General features: G+C 60.3%; 20 protein-coding genes and 2 pseudogenes. 12 read left to right on the forward strand and 10 right to left on the reverse strand.

Going from position 1 to position 23846, the window contains the following annotated elements; translation table 11 throughout:
- Positions 1 to 23 precede the first annotated feature (23 nt).
- Positions 24 to 1073 carry an inorganic phosphate transporter gene (locus tag KSY82_RS05980; RefSeq protein WP_117655139.1) on the reverse strand — a complete coding sequence of 350 codons (1050 nt, stop codon included), beginning with the start codon at positions 1071 to 1073 and terminating at the stop codon, positions 24 to 26.
- Between the two features lie 250 nt (positions 1074 to 1323).
- On the opposite strand from KSY82_RS05980, the gene KSY82_RS05985 reads away from it, so the two are divergent.
- From KSY82_RS05985 to KSY82_RS06000, 4 genes are all read left to right on the forward strand, one after another.
- Positions 1324 to 1662, forward strand: coding sequence for a hypothetical protein (locus KSY82_RS05985; protein WP_217750572.1), 339 nt, complete (start codon positions 1324 to 1326; stop codon positions 1660 to 1662).
- A 78-nt stretch (positions 1663 to 1740) separates the two neighbouring features.
- Complete coding sequence (locus KSY82_RS05990) at positions 1741 to 2436, forward strand: Bax inhibitor-1 family protein (protein ID WP_217750571.1); 696 nt, start codon at positions 1741 to 1743, stop codon at positions 2434 to 2436.
- Between the two features lie 141 nt (positions 2437 to 2577).
- Positions 2578 to 3711: a TIGR02452 family protein gene (locus KSY82_RS05995; RefSeq protein WP_217750570.1), complete on the forward strand. Its 1134-nt coding sequence runs from the start codon at positions 2578 to 2580 to the stop codon at positions 3709 to 3711.
- Between the two features lie 77 nt (positions 3712 to 3788).
- Positions 3789 to 4448, forward strand: coding sequence for an SGNH/GDSL hydrolase family protein (locus tag KSY82_RS06000; RefSeq protein ID WP_217750569.1), 660 nt, complete (start codon positions 3789 to 3791; stop codon positions 4446 to 4448).
- A 247-nt stretch (positions 4449 to 4695) separates the two neighbouring features.
- Here KSY82_RS06000 and thiD read toward each other — a convergent pair whose 3' ends face one another.
- Together thiD and thiC are read right to left on the reverse strand one after the other, a co-directional pair.
- Entirely contained in the window at positions 4696 to 5526 is an 831-nt protein-coding gene (gene thiD, locus KSY82_RS06005) for a bifunctional hydroxymethylpyrimidine kinase/phosphomethylpyrimidine kinase (protein ID WP_217750568.1), read from the reverse strand.
- A gap of 180 nt (positions 5527 to 5706) precedes the next feature.
- The gene (gene thiC, locus KSY82_RS06010) at positions 5707 to 7041 is read right to left on the reverse strand and encodes a phosphomethylpyrimidine synthase ThiC (RefSeq protein ID WP_217750567.1); all 1335 of its coding nucleotides are present in this window, start codon (positions 7039 to 7041) and stop codon (positions 5707 to 5709) included.
- Positions 7042 to 7211: 170 nt separating this feature from the next.
- On the opposite strand from thiC, the gene KSY82_RS06015 reads away from it, so the two are divergent.
- Complete coding sequence (locus tag KSY82_RS06015) at positions 7212 to 7727, forward strand: hypothetical protein (protein WP_217750566.1); 516 nt, start codon at positions 7212 to 7214, stop codon at positions 7725 to 7727.
- Positions 7728 to 7767: 40 nt separating this feature from the next.
- On the opposite strand, the gene KSY82_RS06020 is transcribed toward KSY82_RS06015, so the two are convergent.
- Together KSY82_RS06020 and KSY82_RS06025 are read right to left on the reverse strand one after the other, a co-directional pair.
- Complete coding sequence (locus KSY82_RS06020; RefSeq protein WP_217750565.1) at positions 7768 to 8577, reverse strand: YaaA family protein; 810 nt, start codon at positions 8575 to 8577, stop codon at positions 7768 to 7770.
- 103 nt (positions 8578 to 8680) lie between these two features.
- Positions 8681 to 10078 (reverse strand): aminopeptidase, encoded by a 1398-nt coding sequence (locus KSY82_RS06025; RefSeq protein ID WP_217750564.1) that lies wholly within the window; start codon positions 10076 to 10078, stop codon positions 8681 to 8683.
- Between the two features lie 166 nt (positions 10079 to 10244).
- Here KSY82_RS06025 and polA point away from each other — a divergent pair, with 166 nt between their 5' ends.
- Positions 10245 to 12995 (forward strand): DNA polymerase I, encoded by a 2751-nt coding sequence (gene polA, locus KSY82_RS06030; RefSeq protein ID WP_217750563.1) that lies wholly within the window; start codon positions 10245 to 10247, stop codon positions 12993 to 12995.
- A 276-nt stretch (positions 12996 to 13271) separates the two neighbouring features.
- Here the strand turns inward: polA and KSY82_RS06035 are convergent, their stop codons facing one another.
- Positions 13272 to 14099 (reverse strand): Cof-type HAD-IIB family hydrolase, encoded by an 828-nt coding sequence (locus tag KSY82_RS06035; RefSeq protein ID WP_217750562.1) that lies wholly within the window; start codon positions 14097 to 14099, stop codon positions 13272 to 13274.
- 554 nt (positions 14100 to 14653) lie between these two features.
- On the opposite strand from KSY82_RS06035, the gene KSY82_RS06040 reads away from it, so the two are divergent.
- The 4 genes from KSY82_RS06040 (at position 14654) to ndk (ending at position 18623) form a co-directional block, all read left to right on the forward strand.
- On the forward strand, positions 14654 to 15880 hold the full coding sequence (locus tag KSY82_RS06040; protein ID WP_035138001.1) for an argininosuccinate synthase: 1227 nt from the start codon (positions 14654 to 14656) through the stop codon (positions 15878 to 15880).
- Positions 15881 to 16113: 233 nt separating this feature from the next.
- Positions 16114 to 16284 (forward strand): hypothetical protein, encoded by a 171-nt coding sequence (locus KSY82_RS06045; protein WP_217750561.1) that lies wholly within the window; start codon positions 16114 to 16116, stop codon positions 16282 to 16284.
- 118 nt (positions 16285 to 16402) lie between these two features.
- A complete protein-coding gene (argH, locus tag KSY82_RS06050; RefSeq protein ID WP_217750560.1) occupies positions 16403 to 17833 on the forward strand; it encodes an argininosuccinate lyase in 1431 nt (476 codons plus the stop codon).
- 385 nt (positions 17834 to 18218) lie between these two features.
- On the forward strand, positions 18219 to 18623 hold the full coding sequence (gene ndk, locus KSY82_RS06055; RefSeq protein ID WP_006234152.1) for a nucleoside-diphosphate kinase: 405 nt from the start codon (positions 18219 to 18221) through the stop codon (positions 18621 to 18623).
- 151 nt (positions 18624 to 18774) lie between these two features.
- On the opposite strand, the gene rpiB is transcribed toward ndk, so the two are convergent.
- On the reverse strand, positions 18775 to 19242 hold the full coding sequence (gene rpiB / locus KSY82_RS06060; RefSeq protein WP_006234151.1) for a ribose 5-phosphate isomerase B: 468 nt from the start codon (positions 19240 to 19242) through the stop codon (positions 18775 to 18777).
- Positions 19243 to 19513: 271 nt separating this feature from the next.
- Here rpiB and KSY82_RS06065 point away from each other — a divergent pair, with 271 nt between their 5' ends.
- The gene (locus tag KSY82_RS06065; RefSeq protein WP_217750559.1) at positions 19514 to 20836 is read left to right on the forward strand and encodes an L-cysteine desulfidase family protein; all 1323 of its coding nucleotides are present in this window, start codon (positions 19514 to 19516) and stop codon (positions 20834 to 20836) included.
- 414 nt (positions 20837 to 21250) lie between these two features.
- Here KSY82_RS06065 and KSY82_RS10385 read toward each other — a convergent pair.
- A pseudogene (locus KSY82_RS10385) lies at positions 21251 to 21334 on the reverse strand (helix-turn-helix transcriptional regulator); the annotation flags it as partial.
- A 34-nt stretch (positions 21335 to 21368) separates the two neighbouring features.
- A pseudogene (locus tag KSY82_RS06075) lies at positions 21369 to 21527 on the reverse strand (helix-turn-helix domain-containing protein); the annotation flags it as partial.
- A 350-nt stretch (positions 21528 to 21877) separates the two neighbouring features.
- Here KSY82_RS06075 and KSY82_RS10390 point away from each other — a divergent pair.
- Entirely contained in the window at positions 21878 to 23011 is a 1134-nt protein-coding gene (locus KSY82_RS10390; protein WP_229055578.1) for a helix-turn-helix transcriptional regulator, read from the forward strand.
- Between the two features lie 235 nt (positions 23012 to 23246).
- Here KSY82_RS10390 and KSY82_RS06085 read toward each other — a convergent pair.
- Positions 23247 to 23846: helix-turn-helix domain-containing protein (locus KSY82_RS06085; RefSeq protein WP_217752371.1), on the reverse strand; the 600-nt coding region annotated here is incomplete at its 5' end.

Genomic DNA, 23846 nt, shown 5'->3' on the forward strand with positions numbered 1-23846 from the left:
GTCCGGATGGACGTTCGGTTTGATTAGAGGAACATCATGAACAGCTTGGCCATGACAAAGCTGATGAGTCCGCAGGCGGGGAAGGTGAAGAACCAGGTGAACATCATGTCCTTGACGACTCCGAAGTTGATGGCCGAGAGGCGCTTGACGGCACCGACGCCCATGATGGCGCAGGTCTTGATGTGTGTGGAGGACACGGGGATGCCGGTAAGGGTGGCAAGCAGCAGGTTCGCGGCGCCCGCGAGGTCGGCGGAGAAGCCCTGATACTTCTCGAGCTTAACCATGCTCTGGCCGACGGACTTGATGATGCGCTCACCGCCCACGCTGGTACCGATACCCATAGTGGCCGAGCACAGCAGCATAATCCAGATGGGGATGCCGGCATCGCCGACGCTGGTCTGGCCGTTTGCGAAGGCCACGCCTAAAAAGAGCACGCCGATGAACTTCTGTCCATCCTGCGCGCCGTGCATAAAGCTCATGGCCGCAGCGCTCGCGATCTGAGCGTATTTAAAGAAGACATTGGCACGTCGCCTGTTGGCGGCGGCGAAAAGAATCGAGACGAGTTTGCACAGGACCCAGCCCATGACAAAGCCCAGGCCGATGGAGAGCGCCAGGCCGTAGATGACCTTCATCCACTCGTGGACGTTGACGCTGCTCGCGCCGCCGAGGGCGATAGCGGCACCGGTCAGGCCGGCGATAAGGCTGTGGCTTTGCGAGGTGGGGATGCCAAAACGCGACGCTGTGGCGCCGTAGACGACGATGGAGAACAGGGCCGCGCACAGGCAGGCGAGCGCCATGGTGCTGTTTCCGCCAAAGTCGACGATATGTGAAATGGTATTGGCGACGCTCGCGTTAAAGTGCGTCATGATGAGCACGCCGAGGAAGTTGAATGCGGCGCTCATGAGAATGGCGGCGCGGGCGGGCATGCAACGCGTAGTGACGCAGGTCGCGATGGCGTTGGGCGCGTCGGTCCATCCATTGACGAAGATGGCGCCCAACGCGAGGATCACGGTGACGGCAAGGACTGGGTTCGACACAATTTGGCCGAGGAAGGTTGAGAACGTTACGTCCATATATGGGCTTTCTCGAAGTTTGCAGGCACGTTACAAAAACATGATAAATCGTATCACCTCCTGCGGGTTTCTTTACCGAGTTCTGATGGGAGAAGTGAACTTTTTGGCACTAAAATTGAATATTAGCCCTGTTGACCGCGGGTATTCTTTTTGCTAACACGCCATGAGGACACGCGTGCGCGCCCCAACACCCCAAAACCACAGTCTGTTCGCTTTACAACATACAAACATGCGTTCGATAATAGAGGGCATGGAATATCGACAGACAGACGGCAAAACTCGGCGCGTGCATAAGCAGTATGTGGACGTCGTGGCTCGCATCCTCGCGGGCGGACAGGTCGTGCCGGTCACCGTCTGCTGGGTCGACGGCCGTTGTTTTACGATCGACGAAATTATCTCGACCATTGGGTTTGGCCTGATGGTCCACGGCATCCGTACAGCAACATATAAGGTGCGTTTTGGCAGGCACGCGACCGAGTTGTATCTGGAGGACCAGACGCGCGAGCGGGCGGACGGCTCGCAGGCGCACGTGATGCGTTGGTGGGTCTGGGCCTTTGATCGTACGCTTGAGGGCGAGCGCCGTAGGTAAGGACGTGCGGCATTCGGGTACAATGGCAGGAATCTTGTCACCTACGGCGCTGTCGTGCGCTTTTTGAAAGGACGAAGTATGAACGATATCCAGGGCTATCAGAACGGCCCCATCGAGACCGGCGCAAGTCGCGCCAAGGAGATGTCGCCGCGCGCGTACAATCTCGCCATGTCTGCCCTGATCTTCTTGGGCTTTTGCGCCATGGGCGCCGGTGCTTACTTTACGAGCACCATGGCGTTTGCCCGCATGATGATGAGCGGCGCCGCCTTGCCGCTGGTCTTTGGCTCGTTTATCCTGACTATTGTCGGTATCGTCATGATGTCGGCTGCTGCGGGCAAGCAGTCCGTGGGCCTGTCGCTCGTGGGTTACGTGATCTTTGCGAGCACCTTTGGCCTGACCGCGTCGTTTGGCCTTGCCAACTATGACCTGCCCACTATCAACACCGCCTTTATCGCCACCGCTGCCATCACCTTTGTCTTCGGTGCGCTGGGCGTGACCTTCCCCAAGTTCTTCCAGCGTGTGTACGGCATCGGCTTTGGCATCCTGCTTGCCACGATTCTGGTTGAGATCGTGCTGATGTTCATGGGTGTCTCGCAGACCATCACCGACCTGATCGTGATCGTGGTGTTCGCCGGCTTTATTGGCTACGACACCTATGTTGCCACGACGGTGCCGCCCACGCTGCCCAATGCGGTGCTCATGGCGTCCAACCTGTTCGTGGACATTATCAACGTGTTCCTGCGCATCCTGAACATCCTCGGCCGTCGCGATTAAAGCGCGGCATTGCGACGCTTCCTGCCGGACACGGTAAAACGATACGAAAGGCGGTCCTTCGGGGCCGTCTTTTTTGTGCGCGGCGGGGTATGATGGATGGGAAAAAGCCGATAGCGGCAGCGACAGGAAAGGTGGCCACGTATGGCAGATGTCGACAACAGGAACCGTAACCGCAGGTCTAACCGAGCGGGTCAGCCCAATCCCAAGCGCGAGGCGCGTGCCAAGGCCGCCGAGCGCCATGTGGCGGCTGTGTCCGAGGCCTGCGCCAAGGACATCGAGCGTTCGCTTGCCGGCGTGCGCGAGTTCGATGGTATGCCTGCCGGTTTTGTCGCGGCGATGAAGGCCAAGGCCCAGAAGGCGGCGGTTGCTGAGGAGCAGGCTGCGGAGGTTGTGGAGGCTGACGCTGCCGAGGCTGAGGTTGCCGAGGTGGAGACCGCGGTCGAGCCCGAGGTGGCGCTCGAGTCCACCGAGCCGGCCGACGAGGCTGAGTCCGAGCCCGCGGAGGAGGCTGCTCCGGTCCTGCCCGAGGTCACTGTGCTTGATACCTCCGCCACGCAGGCAATCCTCGATAACGGCCGCGGCTATGCGCAGTTCTGCGATATGGCCGTGCTTGCCTTTGCCTCGTTTACCAATCCGGGCGGCGGCTATATCCAGGGCTATCTGGGCCAGGAGGCGACGCTCTGCGCCGATTCGTATCTGTACAACGTGCTCGACAAGCAGCGCAAGTGGTACGGCGAGAACCGTCGCCGCAACATCAACTGCGAGCTTTACCGCAACCGTGAGCTGGTGGTGCCCGCCGTACGCTTCGATCGCAACCATGTGCACGCCTATGCCGACGTAATCGTGGCCGCCGCGCCCAACGCCAAGCGTGCCCGCCAGGAGTATCGCGTGAGCGACGATGCCTTGCTTGACGCTCTGCGCGATCGCATCCGCTTTGTGCTTGCCATCTGCGACGAGCTTGGTCGCGAGAAGCTCGTACTGGGTGCTTGGGGTTGCGACAACAACGGCTTCGACGCCGAGGCCGCGGCCGAGCTCTTCCGCAAGGAGCTCGCATCGGGCGACTTTAAGGTCAAGCAGGTGTTCTTTGCCGTGCCTTCTACGCGATGGGATGAGGATTTTGCCAAGTTCGAGCACGTGCTGGCAAACTTCCCCGAGCGCAACGAGGAGTCCTATGCCCAGGTTGCCGCACGCGCTGCGGCTGCTCGCGCCGCCGAGCAGGCTCAGGCCGCTGCCGAGGACGATGAGGATGACGACGACTGGCGCAAGTACCTGTAATCGGTACGTGCTGACAAATAGGTTGAGCCGGCGGGAGGGCTGCCCCCGTCGGCTTTTCACTAAAGGAAGGGCTTACGATGAAAAACGTTCTGTGCTTTGGTGACAGCAACACCTATGGCTATGATCCGGCGGGTATGCGCGATGGCACCGCGGTGCGCTATGCGCAGGATGTGCGCTGGTGCGGCGTGGCACAGCGTGACTTGGGCGAGGGCTGGCATGTGATTGAGGAGGGGCTCAACGGCCGCACGACGGTGCGCGACGATATGTGTCATCTGGACACTAACCTCAACGGCATTCGTGCGCTTCCGATGCTGCTCGAGGCCCATAAGCCGCTGGACGCCATTGTGATCATGCTGGGCACCAACGACTGTAAGACGGTCTTTAACGTGACAGCTTCCGATATCGCCCGCGGCGCCATGGCGCTGATTCGTGCCGTCCGCGCGTTTCCGTGGACCGACGCTGCGCCTTGTCCGCGCATTCTGCTGATGGCTCCTATCAAGATCAAGCCGCAGATCGCCGATGTGTATATGACCGACTTTGACGAGCATTCCGTTGAGGCATCTGAGCATTTTGGCGAGTACTATGCGCACGTGGCAGAGCAGTTTGGCTGCGACTTTTTGAATGCCGCCGATTTCGCCGAGCCGGGTGATATCGACTACCTGCATATGATGCCCGAAAGCCACGAGAGCCTGGGCCACGCCGTGGCAACCAAGCTCCAGGACATGCTCGGTGAGTAGCGCGAGCCCAAGCCACCACAAAAGCTCCCTTTGCGGTGGCTTGTTTCGTTTGTCTTGATCTGTAACAGTTCTAAGGCCGAAAACGGGCTAGATGTTACAGATTGAGATTATTTAGGTCGATATCGGTCGTTTGTCTCGATCTGTAACAGGTGGGCCGAAAAATGGGCTCTAACTGTTACAGACTGAGATGTTTGTGGGAACCACCGCAAAGGCGCCTGTCCCCTTTGCGGTGGTTTTGGGACGGGGCTTAGTACTGCCACATGTGGTTGACGGGGCCGGAACCTTTGCCCATGTCAAAGCCGGCGGCGAGAGCGCCGGTTAGGTAGGCCTTGCCGGCGTTGACGGCGTCGGCAAGATCCATGCCCTGTGCCAATGCGCAGGCGATGGCGGACGAAAGCGTGCAGCCGGTGCCATGCGTGTTGCCGGTCTCGATGCGCTTGTGGCGGAACCACGTGGTGAGCGGATCGCCCAGGTGGTTGCCCTCGTCATCGAGCGGCGCGGGCTCCGCTAGCACATCGTTGGCCTCGTTGACAAAATGTCCGCCTTTAACGAGGGACGCGCAGCCAAAGCGGCGGGTGAGGAGCATGGCAGCGTTTTGCTGTGTGCGCTCGGAATCGACCTCGTAGTCGAGCAGCGCCATGGCCTCGGGAATGTTGGGCGTGATGACGGTCGCCAGCGGGAACAGGCGACGCGTGAGCGCCTCGGCGGCATTCTCGGTAATGAGGCGAGCGCCCGAAGTGGCGACCATAACGGGGTCGACGACCACGTTGGTTGCGTTCCATGCGCTCAGGCGGTCGGCGATAACTTCGATAATCTCGGTGGACGAAACCATGCCGATCTTGACGGCGCTCGGGCGGATATCGTCAAAGACGGCGTCAATTTGCGCAGCGACGATATCTGGCGAGATATCCTGCACGGCGGTGACGCCCAGTGTGTTTTGCGCTGTGATGGCGGTGATGGCCGTCTCGGCATACAGACGGTGCGCCGTGATGGTCTTAATGTCTGCCTGAATGCCGGCGCCACCGCTGGAATCGGATCCTGCGATGGATAGAACGGCGGGTACTTTACTGCGATCCATGTTCGCTCCCTTGTCCGGTCGGATTCAAATGGGTCTTTTACCCCGCATTATAAAGATGCCCGGGTCGGCTGTATTCCGAACCCGGGCGGGCGATGCAATCTTTACGCAAATGTAAGCAATTGTTCACAAGTCAACAATAGACGGGCGTTGCAGCAGGCATGCTGGATTGCCTCGTAAAGGCTAATCCTCCATGCCAAGATCGATCGTCGTGCCCTCGAACACCTTGTTGACGGTGCGGACGGCGCACATCTTGCCGCACATGGTGCAGGTGCCCTCGGTGGCGGCGGGGGATTCCTCGTAGCGCTTCTTGCCCGTAATCGGGTCGAGCGCACACTTCCACATGGCATCCCAGTCGAGCTTGCGGCGCGCCTGGCCCATCTTGTCGTCCATGTCTCGGGCGTGCGGCACCTTCTTTGCGATATCGGCGGCGTGCGCGGCAATCTTAGTGGCCATGAGGCCGTCGAGCACGTCTTGGGCGTCGGGCAGGCACAGGTGCTCGGCCGGCGTCACGTAGCACAGAAAGTCGGCGCCGGAGCTCGCGGAGATGGCGCCGCCGATGGCTGCGGTGATGTGGTCGTAACCCACGCCGATATCAGTCACCAACGGCCCGAGCACATAGAACGGGGCGTTGTGGCACAGGCGCTTCTGCAGCTTCATATTGGCGGCGATCTCGTCGAGCGCCATGTGGCCCGGACCCTCGACCATAACCTGGACGCCGGCGGCCCAGGCGCGCTTGCACAGCTTGCCCAGCTCAATCATCTCGGCGGTCTCGGTGGCATCGTTGGAGTCGTAGAGGCAGCCCGGGCGGCAGGAGTCGCCGAGCGAGATCGTCACGTCGTACTCGTGGCAAATCTCGAGCAACTCGTCGTAGAACTCATAGAACGGGTTCTCGTTACCGGTGACCTCCATCCAGCCAAACAGCAGCGAGCCGCCGCGGCTCACGATGTTCATCAGGCGGCCGGTCTCCTTAAAGGTCTTGGTGACCGACTTGTTGATGCCGCAGTGGATGGTCATAAAGTCCACGCCGTCCTCGGCGTGCGCGCGCACGACTTCGAACAGGTCGTCCTTGGTAAGCTTGACCAGCGGCTTTTCCATGTAGCCGATGGCGTCGTACATGGGAACGGTGCCCACCATGAGCGGCGTCTCGTCGATGAGCTGCTGGCGGAACTGGCGCGTCTTGCCCGAGTTGGAGAGGTCCATGATGGCGTCGGCGCCAAAGTCCTCGGCAATCTTGACCTTCTTCCATTCCTCGGCGGCATCGGCTTTGTCGCCCGAGATGCCCAGGTTTACGTTGACCTTGGTGGACAGGCCCTCACCGACACCAAAGGCGCGCATGCCCTTTTTGATGTGCACGATGTTGGCGGGAATGGCGATGCGTCCGTCGGCCACACGCTCGCGGATGTACTCGGGGTCGCGATGCTCGCGCTCGGCGACTTCCTTCATCTGCGGCGTGATCTGCCCGGCGCGGGCGAAGTCGATTTGCGTGACGAGCTTGGGCTCGGTCTGTGTGCTCATTGGCACGGCTCCCTTCGTTGGCATTACCCATATCAGGTTTGCGGGTCAGGGCGGGCGCGCCCAGTCTCAGCCTGCCGTCTTGTCCTACAAGCTCCCCATTATGTCATGGGCTCAAGTATAGCCTGAATGGGTACGATTGGGCCAACGAGCGTGCCTGTGGGGAGGCGAACATGGAAGACAAGCATCTATATCGAGAGACGCAATGGGATGTATCGGCCGAGGAAAGCCGCGCGCACCATGGCCTTGTCGCGATTGGTTTTGCGGTGCTTGCCGTGCTGGTGATTGCCTTTTGTATCTGGACGTTTGGCGGTCGCGGCGGCGCTGCCTGGGAGTTCGAGGCTGATGATAGCCTACCGATCATGACGGTGAAGGTCGCTGGCGGTAACACGGTGGCAGCTCCCGGCGACTATTGGTATCCGTGCGATGGATTTGTCCAGCTGCAGCTAAGCGGTGGTTCCATTCCTGGTGAAGAGATCGAGCGCGTGACCTTCGATGCGTCGCTTAAGACGCTGTCAGTCGAGCTCAAAGATAAAGGGGATGTGCCCACGACGATGGATATCGCACTGACGGAATGGCGTCTTGAGCCTCCGTCGGGTGTTACGGTGTCCGAGGTGGAGCATGTCAAGATTACCTATCAGGACGGCTCGACAAATGAAATTGCCAAAGCCGACGGCTTGGCGGAATAAACGCCGTGCCTAGGCAGCACATTCAAAAGTAGCAGCGGTCCTACAAGGCCTGTTCGTTCAGGAAGACCAAAGTGTTTTTATTTGAAAGCTCGGGAAAGTGGCGATAACCAACGTCGAACGCGGTGAGTTCGCCTACATCCTCGAGCTTGTTTTCTGCCATCCAGCGCACCATGGAGCCGCGTGCCTTTTTGCTGGCGGTCGAGCGCTGGATGGGCTTGCCGTTGCGGATGCCTTCGCCAAAGAGGCATGTGACGGCTGTGGCGTCGCCCGCGAGGTGGGGCAGAACGGCTTTGGCGTATTCCGCGCTGGCGAGGTTGACGATCGTAGCGTTGGAGCCTGCCGGAGCGATAGCCCGTGCGAGCTTGTCGCCCCAAAACGCGTAGAGGTCTCGGGCGCCGTCGACGACAAGCTTCGCGCCCATCTCCAGCCGATACGGTTCAACGGCATGAAAGGGGCGTACGCATCCGTAAAGGCCCGAGAGGATCCAGAGATGGTTTTGCAGCCAGTCGAGCTGTGCGGCATCCATGACCTCGGGCGCCATGCTTTGGTATTGGATGCCGTGGTAGGACATGACGGCGGGGGAGATTCGACGCGCGATATCGGGGTCGGCGAGGTCGGCATCGCTCAGGACGGGCATAAATTCGTGAAGCGTATCCAGGCACGTTGTAAGCAGCCTGTCGCTCACGTTCCAAAGGACCTGCAGGCCGCCGCTGCCTTCATTCCGCTCGATATCTAGCAGTGCGCGGTGGAGGCGAGCTGTCTCGCGCACAAAGGGTGGAATGCCCAGGACTTCAAAAGCATCTTGGGCCGCGCGCATTTGCTTGGCGGGCGAAATGATGACCTGCAGCATAGACTCTCCTCTGCCAAAAAAGAAGTTGCGGTGGAATACGGTCTGTTTTGGCCGTGTATGGGCCAGTTTAGTCCGTATTTCACCGCAAGTTATAAAGGGCTGGTTAGGCGCGCTCGAGGAAGGCCTTGTAGCCGCGGTAGGCCTCGTAGATGTCGGCCTTGTTGGCGACCTCCCACAGGGCGTGCATGGACAGGACGGCAACGCCGGAGTCGATGACGTTCATACCGTACTTGGCCATGATGTAGGCGATGGTGCCGCCGCCGCCTGCATTGACGCGGCCGAGCTCGCAGGTCTGGAAGTCCACGCCGGCCTCGTCCATGATGTCGCGGACGAGGGCCACGTACTCGGCGTCGGCGTCGTTGGAGCCGCCCTTGCCGCGGCTGCCCGTGTACTTGTTAAAGCACAGGCCGCGACCCATAAAGGCTGCGTTCTTGGTCTCGAACTTGCCGGCGTAGCCCGGGTCGAAGCCGGCGGACACGTCAGAGGAGAGCATACGGCTGTGGGCGAGTGCACGGCGCAGAACCAGTGGGCTATCCTCGCCGGCGAGCGTCATGATCTCGGCGACGGTGTTCTCGAAGAAGCGGCTCGTCATGCCGGTGGCACCCACGGAGCCGATCTCCTCCTTGTCGACGATGAGCGTGATGCTCGTGCGCTCCACGTTTGCGACGTCGATCTGGGCAAGCATAGAGGGGTAAGCGCAGACGCGATCGTCGTGGCCATAGCCCAGAATCATGGAGCGGTCCAGGCCCATGTCACGGGCGGGACCGGCGGGCACGACCTCGATCTCGGCGGAGAGGAAGTCCTCCTCCTCGACGTCGAACTGCTCCTTGAGGATGTCCAAGAACATTTGCTTGACGGGCTCCTTGGGGGCGTCCTTGTCGTCCTCATCGAACTTGACGGGACGGCCGCCTACGATCACGTCAAGGATCTCGGCGTCGACGGCGTCCTTGGCGGGCTTGGCCATCTGCTCGCTCGAGAGGTGGATCAGCAAGTCGGAGATGGTAAAGACCGGATCGTCGGCCTTGTCGCCGATGTTGATGTCGACGGTGGTGCCGTCCTTTTTGCAGATGACGCCCACGAGTGCAAGCGGGGAGGCCACCCAGTGGTAGCTCTTGACGCCACCGTAGTAGTGCGTGTCGAGGTAGGCCATGTCGCCGGCTTCGAAGGCGGGGTTCTGTTTAAGGTCCAGGCGCGGCGAGTCCACGTGGGCGCCCAGGATGTTAAAGCCCTGCTCGAGCGGGGCGGTGCCCAGGTTGACGAGCATGAGGTCCTTGCCGTGATTGGCGGCGTACACCTTGTCGCCGGCCTTGAGCGCGCGGCCCTCGGCGATCACGGTCTCCAGATTGACGTAGCCCGCCTCCTCGGCCATCTTGATGCCGGTCTTGACGCACAGGCGCTCGGTCTTGTTCTCGCTCAAAAACTGCTTATAGCCGCGGCAAAGCTCCTCGAGCTCCTCGATTTGCTGTGGCGTGTACTTTTTCCATGCGCAGGGACGCTCCATGACGCAGGCTCCTTTCGGATCGATCGTGCTGGTTGATGTACCGTGAGCCATCGTATCACGCACGGGCGTGAGATGGCGGCGGAGCTTGATGTGCGGTGGCCGCGGGGCGGGGAGCGTGTAAACTGGGGTGAGCAAACCGTGCCCAGCCCAAAGCGAGGTATTCAATATGTCTGATAAGCGCCGCACCTTTGCCGTTATCGACGGCAACTCGCTCATGCACCGCGCCTTCCACGCCGTGCCGCCCACCATGAACGCGCCGGACGGTCGTCCCACCAACGCGATCTTTGGCTTTTTGAATATGTTCCTCAAGATGATTGACGCCTTTAATCCCGACGGCGTTGTCGTGGCGTTTGACAAGGGCAAGCCGCGCGTGCGCATGGAGATGCTGCCGCAGTACAAGGCCCAACGCCCGCCCATGGACCCCGATCTGCACGCACAGTTTCCCATGATTAAGGAGCTGCTCGCCGCGCTCAACGTGCCGATTTTGCAGTCCGAGGGCTGGGAAGGCGATGACATCCTGGGCACTATGGCGCGTCTGGGCGAGCAGGCCGGCTGTGACATGCTGCTGGTGACCGGTGATCGCGATATGTATCAGCTCGTGACCGAGCACGTCAACGTGGTCTCGACCCGCAAGGGCCTGTCCGACGTGGCGATCATGACGCCCGAGAGCGTGGACGATCTGTATCACGGCATCACGCCGGCGCTCGTGCCCGACTTTTATGGTCTGAAGGGCGACACGTCCGATAACATCCCCGGCGTGCCGGGCATAGGCCCCAAAAAGGCGAGCGCGCTCATTGCGCAGTACGGTAGCCTGGACGAGGTCATCGCACACGCCGATGAGGTCAAGGGCAAGATGGGCGAAAACCTGCGCGCACACATCGACGACGCGCTGCTGAGCCGTAAGGTGGCGACCATCCGCACCGATGCGCCCGTTGAGCTCGATTTTGAGTCGACGTCCTTCCCGGCGTTTTCTGCCGATGAGGTTTCCGCGGCGCTGGGTACGCTTGGTATCACCGCTATGCAGAACCGTTTCTTGGCGCTGATCGGCGGCGAGGGCGGGGCTGCTGCTGCCTCCAGTGCGTTTGAGATACCTGCGATAGTTCGCGCAACCGCCGGCGATGCTGAGGCGCTTGGTGCCGTTGCGGCTGAGGTTTCCCGCGCGGTTGATGCCGGCGAGTGGGTCGCCGCCGTGGTGGACGACGACAAGGAAGAGGGCGCGCTCTTTGGGCTGACGCGCACGCTGTGGTTGGCGACGTCCAAGGGCCTGTTCGCGCTCGAGGAGGGCGACAGCGATGCGGCGGCTGAGGTTGAGGGCTTCAACTTCGTCCACGGCGTGATCGCTGGTGTGCTCGCGCGTCTCTTTATGGAGGGTCGCGTGGCGAGCCCGGATATGAAGACGCTGTTGCACGAGCTTTCGCCTATCGATTCCTCCGAGCCCGAGCTCATGGATCCGCTGGCAGTCGATTCCACGCGCATCTTCGATACCGTTGTTGCCGCCTACCTGTTGGATTCCGATCGCTCCGAGTTCGATGAGGCATATCTTGCCGATACCTATCTGCAGATGGCGCTGCCTGCGGCGCGCGGCGCAGAGGGTGCTGGTGAGGACGCTCCGGCGCCTGCCGCTCGCACGGCGGCCTTGACGCTGGTGCTAGTCGCACCGCTGCGCGACCGCATGGCCCGCGAGAACGCCGCCAACGTGTTCGATGGCATCGAGATGCCGCTCGTGCCGGTACTTGCCAAGATGGAGCGCGCGGGCATGCTCGTGGATCCCGATCGCCTGCACAGCCTGTCCGAGGGCCTGGCGACCCAGATCACCGAGGTCGAGCGAAGCATTCGCGACCTTGCCGGTGACGAGACCTTTAATATTGGCAGCCCCATGCAGCTGTCGCACGTACTCTTTGATGTGATGGGGCTTCCGACCAAGGGCCTCAAGAAGACTAAGCGCGGCTATTATTCGACCAATGCTAAGGTGTTGAGCGATCTTGCCCGCGACCACGAGATCGTGCGCCTGATCTTGGACTGGCGTGAGAAGTCCAAGATTAAGTCGACCTATCTGGACACGCTAGGTCCGCTGCGCCGTGGTGACGGTCGTGTGCACACCACGTACAACCAGACCATCACCGCGACGGGGCGTCTGTCTTCGAGCGACCCGAACCTGCAGAACATCCCGACTCGCTCGGAGCTGGGGCGTACCGTCAAGACGGCGTTCTCGGCGGGCGAGGGAAGCGTCTTTTTGGCGGTGGACTACTCGCAGATCGAGCTGCGTCTGCTGGCGCATCTTTCGGGTGATGAACATCTGGTACGTGCCTTTAACGAGGGCGAGGACTTCCACGCCGAGACGGCCGCGCGCGTGTTTGGCGTTCCCGTGTCCGAAGTAACGCCCGACCTACGCAGCCGCGCCAAGGCTGTGAACTTTGGTATCGTGTACGGCCAGCAGGCCTACGGCCTGTCGCAGTCGCTGCATATCTCGATGGCCGAGGCGCGCGATATGATCGATCGCTACTACGAGGCCTACCCGGGCGTGCGCACGTTCCTCGACAATGTGGTGGCGCGCGCCAAGCAGACGGGCTATGCCGAGACCATGTATGGCCGCCGTCGCCATATTCCCGAGCTCAAGGCCAAAAACCCACAGCTCCGCGGCTTTGGTGAGCGTACGGCCATGAACCATCCTATGCAGGGCACCGCGGCCGACATCATCAAGATCGCGATGGCCCGCGTAAGCCGCCGTCTGGAAGAAGAAGGCTTTGCCGCCCACATGATCCTGCAGGTACACGACGAACTGGACTTTGAGTGTCCCGTCGACGAAGTCGAGCGCCTGACCGCCATGGTCCAAGACGTCATGGAGCACGTAGTAGACCTCCGCGTACCGTTGATCGCCGAAGCCAGCACCGGCATAACTTGGGCAGACGCGAAATAGGAAAGCAACCACAGTTCCAAAGTAATAAAAAACAGAAGGACGCCCCTCATCAACAAGGAGCGTCCTTCGTTCAATTAAATTCAGCCAAAGTATCTAGACGCCAAGACGCCATCTAGGCGGCAAGCAAGTCACCGCAGGACCTGGCCGGGTGGCATGGGTTAACTTTTCGTAGATTCCGCACGCAAAGAAAGCCACTTAATGTGGCTTTCGTCTTGCGCAGGACCTGACCGAGCGAAAAGTTAACCCATGCCACCCGGCCAGGTCCGACGAGCAACGTTAACGAGCCGCCAAGATGGCGTCGATGAGCGTCAGTACGCCCCCGTCGTTGTTGCTCGGAATGCGCCATTTAGCATGCGCGTTCATATGCTCCTCGGCATTGTCCACGATAAAGCTGTGCCCGACGCGCTCGAGCATGGGGATGTCGTTGTAGGTGTCGCCCGCGGCGGCGGCGTCAGCGATATCGATGCCCAGGTGCTCGCACAGATGAGCGACGCCGGCGCCCTTGTCAACGCCCAGGTTCATAAAGTCGATCCACTCGCGCCCGGCGTTGGTGACGTAGAGCTTGTCCGAGAACTCGGGGCTATAGGTCTCGCGGAAAGCGGGCTCGGCGTCGTAGCCGGGGAAGAAGACCGAAATCTTGTTGGACTCGAAATCAATGCCCTCAAAGCTGTCGACGTAGTTGATTGTGTTGTAGTAGACGCTGATCTCGTCGTGGTACTGATGGTCGCGGGCAAGCACGTAGAACTCGTCGAAGCAGCACAGGACGGGGACAGCGCGCGGGTCCTCCGAGGCACGGCTCAAGACCTGCTGATACAGCGCCACATCGATGTTGCTCTTATAGATATAGTTGCCGCGATAGATGACGCACGCTCCGTTGTCGGGACAAAAGGCGAGGCGGTTCTTGATGTCCTCGAACATCTCCTCGAGTTTGGGGGCTGGACGTCCGCTAGCGGGGCAGAATACGATGCCGGCGTCGGCGAGCTTGTCCAAGCGCTCATCAAGACCCTGCGGCAACACGCGCTCGTCGGTCAGCAGCGTTTTGTCCATGTCGACGGCGATGAGCTTAATGTTTCCGATATTGGCGTCCGATTCGTAAGTTTGCATAAAAGCGAGCCTTTCGTTTCGAAATTGTTTCAGATGTTATAACCATCAACTCGTAGTCAGGCGTATTTTCGCAGGAACGCAGCGTATTTGCACTGCATTTCACAAACTAATGAAAAAACTTTTCAGAAATTTGAATTTGTCGCTTGTGCTGCGGGCACTTTAGCGTAATATAGCGACCATCGAAAACGGAGACGGCAAAAGAGCCGCTTACCGAGGAAAAGGTACCGTTTACGATATTTGAATTGCGCCCGGCGATAGGTGAAAGGAGAGGCAGATGCAGTTCGTAAAGATCATCACTACTGCAGACAATGCCATCCGACGCCAGCGCGCAATTTCCCGACGACGATAACAATCGTCTCTGTCCGCATGGGGCGAATTGCCTCAACAGAGTCATTTTGAGGTCGTTGGGTTTTAGCACGACATTGCTGCATGTTTCTAGGGCATGTATGTGCTGATTTTTGCTATTTAACCTGATATTGCACGGTATATGACCTTGAAATGACTTGCAACTGACCGATGTTCTAATTAGCTACCAAGGGCGAAAGGAAACAGCCATGAGCAAGGAAAAAGTCGTTCTCGCATATTCCGGTGGTCTTGATACATCCGTATGTGTCAAGTGGCTCCAGGACGAGAAGAATCTCGATGTCGTTTGTGTCTGCGGCAACGTGGGCCAGGAGGAGACCGGCCTGGACGCCAAGAAGCAGAAGGCCCTCGACCTGGGCGTTCTCGATTGCCAGGTGCTCGACCTGCGCGACGAGTTCTCCGATGAGTTCTTGACTAAGGCCATCGCCGCAAACTCCATGTACGAGAACAAGTATCCGCTGCTTTCCGCCCTGTCTCGCCCGCTGCTCGCCAAGAAGCTTGTCGAGGTCGCTCACGAGTTTGGCGCGACCTACGTCGCCCACGGCTGCACCGGCAAGGGTAACGACCAGGTTCGTTTTGAGGCTGCCGTCAAGGCCCTCGACCCCGAGCTTAAGGTTATCGCCCCGGTTCGCGAGTGGGACCTGAAGTGCCGTCCCGACGAGGTCGCCTATGCCCACGCCCACAACGTGCCGGTTCCCGAGGGTGCCAACGACAACCCCTATTCCATTGACGACAACCTGTGGGGTCGTGCCATTGAGTGCGGCCACCTGGAGGATCCCTGGAACGAGCCGCTCGACGACGCCTGGGTTATGACCAAGAATCCCGAGGACACGCCCGATACCCCGACTTACACCGAGATTGAGTTTGAGGCGGGCAAGCCCGTCGCCGTCGACGGCAAGAAGATGAAGCTCTCCGAGATCGTCATCGCCCTCAACAAGATTTCCGGCGACAACGGCTTTGGCCGTCTCGACCTGGTCGAGGATCGTCTGGTGGGCCTCAAGAGCCGCGAGTGCTACGAGGTTCCCGGCGCCCTGACGCTCATCACCGCCCATAAGGCACTCGAGGACATCTGCGTCGAGGGCGACCTGCTCAAGACCAAGATCAAACTCGAGCAGGATTGGGCCACCGCCGTGTACAACGGCCAGTGGTACAGCCCGCTCAAGAACGCGCTCGACGCCTTTATGGCCGACACCCAGAAGTTCGTGACCGGCACCGTCCGCCTGAAGTTCTTCAAGGGCAACTGCCACGTCGTCGGCCGCAAGAGCCCCTTCAGCCTCTACGACTACGGTCTGGCTACCTACGACCGCGACACCACGTTTGACGAGAAGGCCAGCGCCGGCTTTATCGAGATCGATACGCTGTCGCTCAAGACGTGGGCCAAGGTCCAGGGTCCCAGCTCTGCCGCTGCCCAGGCTTAGGTCTTCCTTTCCTTGGTATCCGCGCGGCCCATCCGCGTGATACATAACGGGCGCATGGGGTCCCTACCTTTCGTTATGCTTGCTGACACTTCTTAACATCGGTGGCCCCTACGTTCCGCCCGCATATATGACGCCGCGACTGCGGCTGAGTCCGAGCCCCGCCGGGGTTGTCCGGCGGGGCTCCTTCTATCAATTTGGCGGCTCTGCGCCTATATATATGAGGAGTATCCATTATGTTCAATGCTGTCGTGCATGCTTTACTTGCCCTCGCGCCCGAGCTCGATGCTGCAAAGGTCGAGGACGTCCCCATGAGCCTGAAGGCTTGGATTGACGGTTCGCAGGGTAACCTCAGGAGGGAGTCCGTGGGCGCCAAGTGCATGGTGCGTCACTTCTTTGCAAATTAGCTACATGGTCCCGCACGCAGTGGGGAATGTGCAAAACTAGCTGTTGGTAAATCGCTTTAGCGACAGGGCACATTGCTTTGGGCGCTTGTTTCGGTATTTGGAGAAAGGAGACGGTTCCATGGCTCTTTGGGGCGGTCGTTTTGAGGCGGGCGTGGCCGAGGTCACGCAGGAGTTTGGTGCGTCGTTGCCGGTCGACAAGCATCTCTATAAGCAGGATATCGCCGGCTCTAAGGCACATGCCAAGATGCTGGCCGCCCAGGGCATCATCAGTGCCGAGGACGAGCAGGCGATCGCCGAGGGCCTGACCGGAATCGAACAGGATATCGATGCCGGCAACTTTACCTTCGATATCAACGACGAGGACATCCATATGTCCATCGAGAGCGAGCTGACGCGTCGCATCGGCGAGGCCGGTAAGCGCTTGCATACTGGACGTTCGCGCAACGACCAGGTGGCGACCGACACGCGCCTGGGCGTCAAGGCACTGGCCAAGGAGCTCATGGAGGCCAATCTTGAGCTGCGCCATGTGCTGGTGGATGCGGCTAAGAAGTACGACAAGGTGATTCTGCCGGGTTACACGCATATGCAGCACGCTCAGCCCGTGCTGCTGTCGCATCATCTGCTGGCATATTCCTGGATGTTCGCGCGTGACTTTACGCGCCTGAAGGCCGCCTTTGATGCCGCCGACAACTGCCCGCTGGGCGCTGCCGCGCTTGCTGGTACGAGCTATCCGCTCGATCGCCAGATGACGGCTGCCGAACTTGGCTTTGCGGGCGTGATTCCTAACTCACTCGATGCTGTTTCCGACCGTGATTTCCTGCTCGATCTGCATTACGCCGGATCCGTCATGGCGATGCACCTGTCGCGTCTTTCCGAGGAGATCGTGCTGTGGTCGAGCTCCGAATTTGGCTTTATCACGCTTTCCGACTCGTACTCCACCGGCTCGTCCATCATGCCGCAGAAGAAGAACCCCGACTTTGCCGAGCTTATCCGCGGCAAGAGCGGTCGCGTGTACGGCAACCTGGTGCAGCTGCTGGTAACCATGAAGGGCCTGCCGCTTGCTTATAACAAGGACTTGCAGGAGGACAAGGAGGGCGTGCTCGATACCGCCCATACGCTCATGCAGTGCCTGTCGGTTATGGCCGGTATGATTTCGACTTGGACCGTCAACGAGGATGCCATGGCGCGCGAGTGCGGCGTGGGTCACCTTGCCGCCACCGATGTTGCCGATTACCTGGCTAAGCGTGGTCTGCCGTTCCGCGAGGCACATGCCGTGGTGGGCCATCTGGTCCTGATGTGCGAGAAGCGCGGCTGCAATCTTGAGGACCTGCCGTTTGAGGTGTTCCAGGAGGCAAGCCCGCTCTTTGAGCGCGACATTACCGAGGCGCTCGACATCCCGTCGATTGTCGCTGCGCGCACGACCGAGGGCGGCACCGCCCCTGCCGCCGTTGCCGTGCAGCTGCAGCGTGCCGAGGCGCAGCTCGTGGTCGACGAAGGTGTGTTTGGATCGCTAACCAAGGTCGTCGAGATGGGTCACGGGGCAAAGTAGAGGTTTGGCTGAAGACGTATTGTCCATTTATTGATAAATCGTTTTCGCTTTACGGGCGCCTGCTGATGTGGGAGCCCGTATTTTGTTGCTATGGGGGAAGGGCTTGTCGAGAACTTCTGTAGGACCTTTGGGCAGGTTGTGAAGGGGATACGTTCGCGGGCGGCAACCGACCGCCTGCTCTGTTCGGCGCGGTTGATGGGCGGTCGGATGGTACTCTAATCGGGCTTCGAAACAGAAGTGACACATATGGAGCGCTTTAATAAATTGCAACGTTTCAATAAACAGCTTTTTGTTTAACTGCAGCTAAAACTCTGTTACGATGCAGTCCAGGCGGGTGCCGGAATGGGACTTGGGCACGCGCGAACCTACTTGAAAGGCTACTTTTATGGCTATCGAGAAGACCTTCATCATGATTAAGCCCGACGCCGTGCGCGACCGCAAGATCGGCGAGATCGTTGCTCGCATTGAGCGCAGCGGCCTTGTCATCGAGCGCATGGAGATGACCACGCTCGAGCGCGCTACCGTCGAGGAGCACTACGCCCATCTGGCCGACAAGCCCTTCTTTGGCGGTCTCTGCGACTTTATGACGAGCGGTCCGGTCGTCAAGATGGTCGTTTCCGGTCTCTCCGCTGTTGCTAAGATGCGCACCCTCATGGGCGCTACTAATCCGCTTGACGCTGCTCCTGGTACCATCCGCGGCGACTTTGCCGTCGATGTCAACGCCAACGTGATCCACGGCTCCGACTGCCTGGAGAACGCCGAGATTGAGATCAAGCGCTTCTTTGGCTAAACCAGCTTTGACTCCTTAATGCTGTTAGCGTGTGGCTTGGGCGCCGCGGAACTCCATCCGCGGCGCCCTTTTATTCCAAAATCTATGAAGGGGCCCGCTCGGTCATGAGTTCCGAGCGGGCCCCTGCTGTTAGCTTGTGGCACTGAGTGGTTTAGGCCTCGTCGACGACCTTGAGGCCGCGCGTGTGATCGATCTCGTTGAGGAGGTTAACGCGACGCTCGTGACGGCCGCCCTCAAACTCGGCGTCGAGCCACTCGTCGACGATCATCTTAGCGAGCTCGGAGCCCACGACACGGGCACCAAAGGCGAGCACGTTGGTGTTGTTGTGCATGCGGGAGAGCTTGGCGCTGAAGGGCTCGGAGCACACGACGGCGCGTACGCCCTCGACCTTGTTGGCAGCCAGGCTAATCCCGACACCGGTGCCACAGATGAGGATGCCCAGGTCGACGTCGCCGTTGGCAACGGCCTTACCCACCTTGTAGCCGGCGATGGGGTAGTCAAAGCTCTCGGAGGTGTCGGTGCCAAAGTTCACGACCTCGCAGCCGCGCTCCTTCAGGTGCTCGGAGATGATGTTCTTGAGCTCGACGGCGGCGTGGTCGTTGCCGATACCAATCTTCATGAGTGGTTCCTCTCTGGTCTGTGCGGCGCAAATGCTAAAGGTTTTACCGCGTTCGACTGCATGATAGCGCGACTTTTGCGTAAACGCTCGGGCGTTTTTTGGTCAAACGCTTTAGCATGCAACAAGACCGGCTTCTCATGAATGAATGCTGTCAGTTTGTGCTTGAGCGCCGTCCGCCGGAACCATGGTTGCAGTTTTTGATGCATTGTTATCAAATAAAGGAGCTAACTATTTTTGAGAGCCAAGCCCGTTATGCAAGCAGGAGATACCTATGCCTACCGATTCCCTTCGTGATGCCGCGTTTTGTGATGTTTTGAACCGCGAACTTGTCTGCGCGCTCGGCTGCACCGAGCCCATTGCCGTTGCCTATGCGGCGGCACTCGCGAGTCAGACGCTCGGTTGCGAACCCGAGCATATGGACATTGCCTGTTCGGGCAACATTATCAAGAACGTGAAGAGCGTGACCGTGCCCAATTCGGGCGGCATGCATGGTATTGAAGCCGCGGCCGTGCTGGGTGCCGTGGGCGGCGACGCCAAGAGCGCGCTCGAGGTGCTCGAGAGCGTCGATGACGCGGACCGCGCCCGCGTGGCCGAGCTGCTTGCCGATGCGGACTACTGCGATGTGTCGCTTGTCGAGGGTGTGCCCAACCTCTACATCAAGGTGACTGCGACGGCCGGGGGCCATACCGCGGTCGTCGAGATTACCGATCACCACACTAATGTCACGTGCCATACGCTCGACGGTATTCCGGTATGCGGTAAGTCGGCGGGGGAGTGCGCCGCCTGCGCCGAGCGCGTGGTGGCCGAGCGTGCGGCAGATAACGCCGACACGCCCATGTCGATCGAGACCATCATCGACTTTATCGAGGACGGTGACATTGAGGACGCCCGCGCTGCCGTTGAGCGTCAGATTGAGCTGAATGGCGCGATCAGTGCTGAGGGCCTCGCGCACGCTTGGGGCGCCGAGGTGGGCCGTACGCTGCTGGGTGCTCGTGCCGATGACGTCGCCTGCCGCGCCCGTGCCCGTGCGGCCGCCGGGTCCGACGCCCGCATGAACGGTTGCGCGCTGCCGGTCGCCATTGTGTGCGGCTCGGGCAATCAGGGCATTACCTGCGCATTGCCCGTCATGGAGTATGCCGAGTACCTGCGTTGCGACCACGAGCGCCTGGTGCGCGCCGTGATGCTGTCCGATCTTATCGCCGTGCATATCAAGAGCTATATTGGTGCGCTCTCGGCGTTTTGCGGTGCTATTTGCGCTGCGTGCGGCGCCGGCGCTGCGATTACCTGGCTGTGCGGTGGCACGCGCGAACAGATTGGCGCGACGGTCTCGAATACGCTTGGCAACGTGGGCGGCATCGTGTGCGACGGCGCCAAGGCGAGCTGTGCCGCCAAGATCTCGGCTGCCGTCGATGCGGCGATTCTGGGCCACGATATGGCCATGCAAGGCCGCGGCTTCCGCGCCGGCGAGGGCCTGATCCAGGATACGGTGGAAGAGACGATCGCCAGCATGGGCTATGTGGGCCGCGTTGGCATGAAGGATACCGACGTCGAGATCCTCAACATCATGATCGGCAAGACCATCGTCGACTGCTAGGGGCTCTGGGGCACTGCATCTTGTTGTTGAAACTATCGCGCTTGTGGCTGTAAAGCACCTGTCTGCATTGCGGACAGCGAGGATCTCGCGGTATGTCACCAGGTCGTTCTCGCGCTTGATGCGCTCGAGGACGGTCGCGACAACAAGCGCCGCTATCGCCGGCAGGAACGCCGCAGCCGCGGCGACGCCGGCGCCCCAGGTGCCCTCCATCCAGTTAAACGCCGGCGACAGTATCAGTGCGAACGCCACCGCCAGCAACGCGAGCATCAGCACGGCCAGCCATAGCATCCGCGTTCCCATGCGCTTGCGATCTCTTTCGACTGCCTCTTCCATAACGGTCACGTCTCCCTTCACGAGCGTGTCTATGGAGGTGTCGAATAGGATGCTCAGCATGAGCAGACTCTGGACGTCCGGATACGTCTTGTCCCGCTCCCAGTTCGAGATCGTCTGACGCGACACGTAGAGTTTCTCGGCGAGCTGTTCTTGGGAGAGCCCCATCGCCTCGCGCCTCGTCTTTGCTCACCGGCACGTCGAGCGTCTCACCGAGGGCGACGAGTATCTCCGCGTCGGGCACCGAGAGCCCGCGTTCCCATTTGGAAACCGTCTGCCTCACCACGTTCAGCTTGAGCGCGAGCTCCTCCTGCGATAGCCCTTTCGATTTCCTGAGGGCCTGGATGTTCTCGTTCAGCATGGCGGATCCTTTCTCTCGCCCGGTTCCTACGTTACCGCAATGCTGCCCGCAGATGGCCCGTTGCCGCAAGCAACGGGTCGTAACATCGGCGGGGACCGTTTGAGTTCACAGGTGATGCAAGCTCCTAATAATTTGACGTCCATTCAATCTACCTGCGGTTTGCAACCATAGGGTGCCTGCAGGTTGCGTAAAATGAAGCCTCAAGTTGGTGGTTTCCGCCATGTGGCTACCGTAGTGTGTAAGTCGCCGGCAGGAAAGCACCGAACGCTGGGATGCCGCGCCCGCGCCGTCGCCGTGAGCCAAGATCACGACGCCCGCGTGCCCGCTTCCAGCCAACGAGAGGACCTACTATGAGCTTCCGTACCAACCTTCAGTATCTGCGCGCCGAGCGCCATATGACCCAGGAGCAACTCGCCATGCTGCTTGGGGTATCCCGCCAGTCCGTCACCAAGTGGGAGGCCGAGAAGTCCTACCCGGAGATGGATAAGCTCATCAAAATGTGCCAGATTTTCGAGTGCTCGCTCGATGACCTGGTGCAGGGTGACGTGTCGCGCCGCGCGGCCGTGAGCCAGAGCGCCGCGGATGGCGTGCAAAACGATGGGAACGCCGTCGTCCGCGTCGAGGCTCCGCACGGGCGGAACTCGTTGTCCGACATCGGATCCGCCTTTGTGCCCGCGATCCCCGTCGGTCCCAACACGGATGTATGCGGCTATGACGAGCACATGGTCGCATTTGCCCGCAAGGTCGCACTCGGTGTGGCGCTCATCATCCTGGGGGTCGCCGCCGCGGTCTTCACCGATGAGGTCCTGCACTCAGACGGAATCGTCCTCATGGCGTTGTTCGCGCTCGTTGCCGCTGGCTTGGGATTCCTTATTCCATCCGGCATGGAGCACGCGGCTTTTGTGGAAGCCCATCCGTATGTTGCGGACTTTTACACCGCAGAGCAAAAGGCGGCAGAGCGTCGTCGTGCTTCGATCGCGATCGTTTCGGGTATCGCGATCATCCTTCTTGGCATCGCCGTATCGGCGCTGTTTGAGGTGGAGGCGAACGTCCAGGTATATGGCGACACGCTGATGATGGTCCTGGTCGCCGTCGGTGTTGGGGTGATTGTCCACTGGGGCATGCTGTGGGGCCGCATGGATGTCGCGGAGTACAACAAGGAGTGGCTCGAGACGGTCGAATTGAGTGCGGAGGAGCTGTCGCAGCTGGATCCCCAGAGCCGCGAGGCGTATCTGCGCGCGTGCAATCCCAAGTATCGCCGTACAGCGGCGCGCAAGAAGAGGGCTTGCGTCGTGATCATGCTCGCCTCCACCATCATCGCGCTCATCTGGCTGTTCGTCGGTGCTGCCATGGATGCGTCCGAGGGGATCGGCGGCCTGTTCTGGCTCCCGTGGGTCGTCGGTAGCTTGGGCTCCGCTATCGCCCTTATCGTTATCGACGATGACGATGAGAATGATGCGGCTGCATGCGGCGATAGGGAGTAGAGGCGTTCGAAGACATCCGTCTGAATGAAGCGGGCGGCCTCGGGTGTTCCGGGGCCGCCCGCATTTTGCTGGGCGCTGCTGTATTGCCGGCGTGGAGCGGGCCTCAAGCTAGTGCTTGCCGTCAATTTGAAGTCTTCGGCTGCGAGCACCTTCGAGTCCGCATCACGAGCGCAACGCTGGCGCCCAAAGCGCTGATTCTTGACGCGCGTGATGCGGACTTCGGCAGATGCTGCCTCTAGTTCAGCAGCCCCCACACGGCAAAGCCGAGTGCTCCGCCGATGGCGGCTGCGGCGAAGAAGGTCAGCAAGTCGTACGCCAGTCGGTGCTTCGTCGGCCACGCGCGGCGGGGGAGTGCCCGCGGATCGCGCTCGATGTCCGCCTCGCCGTTCATGAAGGCGAGGATCTCGCGGTATGTCACCAGGTCGTTCTCGCGCTTGATGCGCTCGAGGACGGTCGCGACAACAAGCGCCGCTATCGCCGGCAGGAACGCCGCAGCCGCGGCGACGCCGGCGCCCCAGGTGCCCTCCATCCAGTTAAACGCCGGCGACAGTATCAGTGCGAACGCCACCGCCAGCAACGCGAGCATCAGCACGGCCAGCCATAGCATCCGCGTTCCCATGCGCTTGCGATCTCTTTCGACTGCCTCTTCCATAACGGTCACGTCTCCCTTCACGAGCGTGTCTATGGAGGTGTCGAATAGGATGCTCAGCATGAGCAGACTCTGGACGTCCGGATACGTCTTGTCCCGCTCCCAGTTCGAGATCGTCTGACGCGACACGTAGAGTTTCTCGGCGAGCTGTTCTTGGGAGAGCCCCATCGCCTCGCGCCTCGTCTT

Source organism: Collinsella aerofaciens, assembly GCF_019131995.1.
Classification (GTDB): Bacteria; Actinomycetota; Coriobacteriia; order Coriobacteriales; family Coriobacteriaceae; genus Collinsella; species Collinsella aerofaciens_S.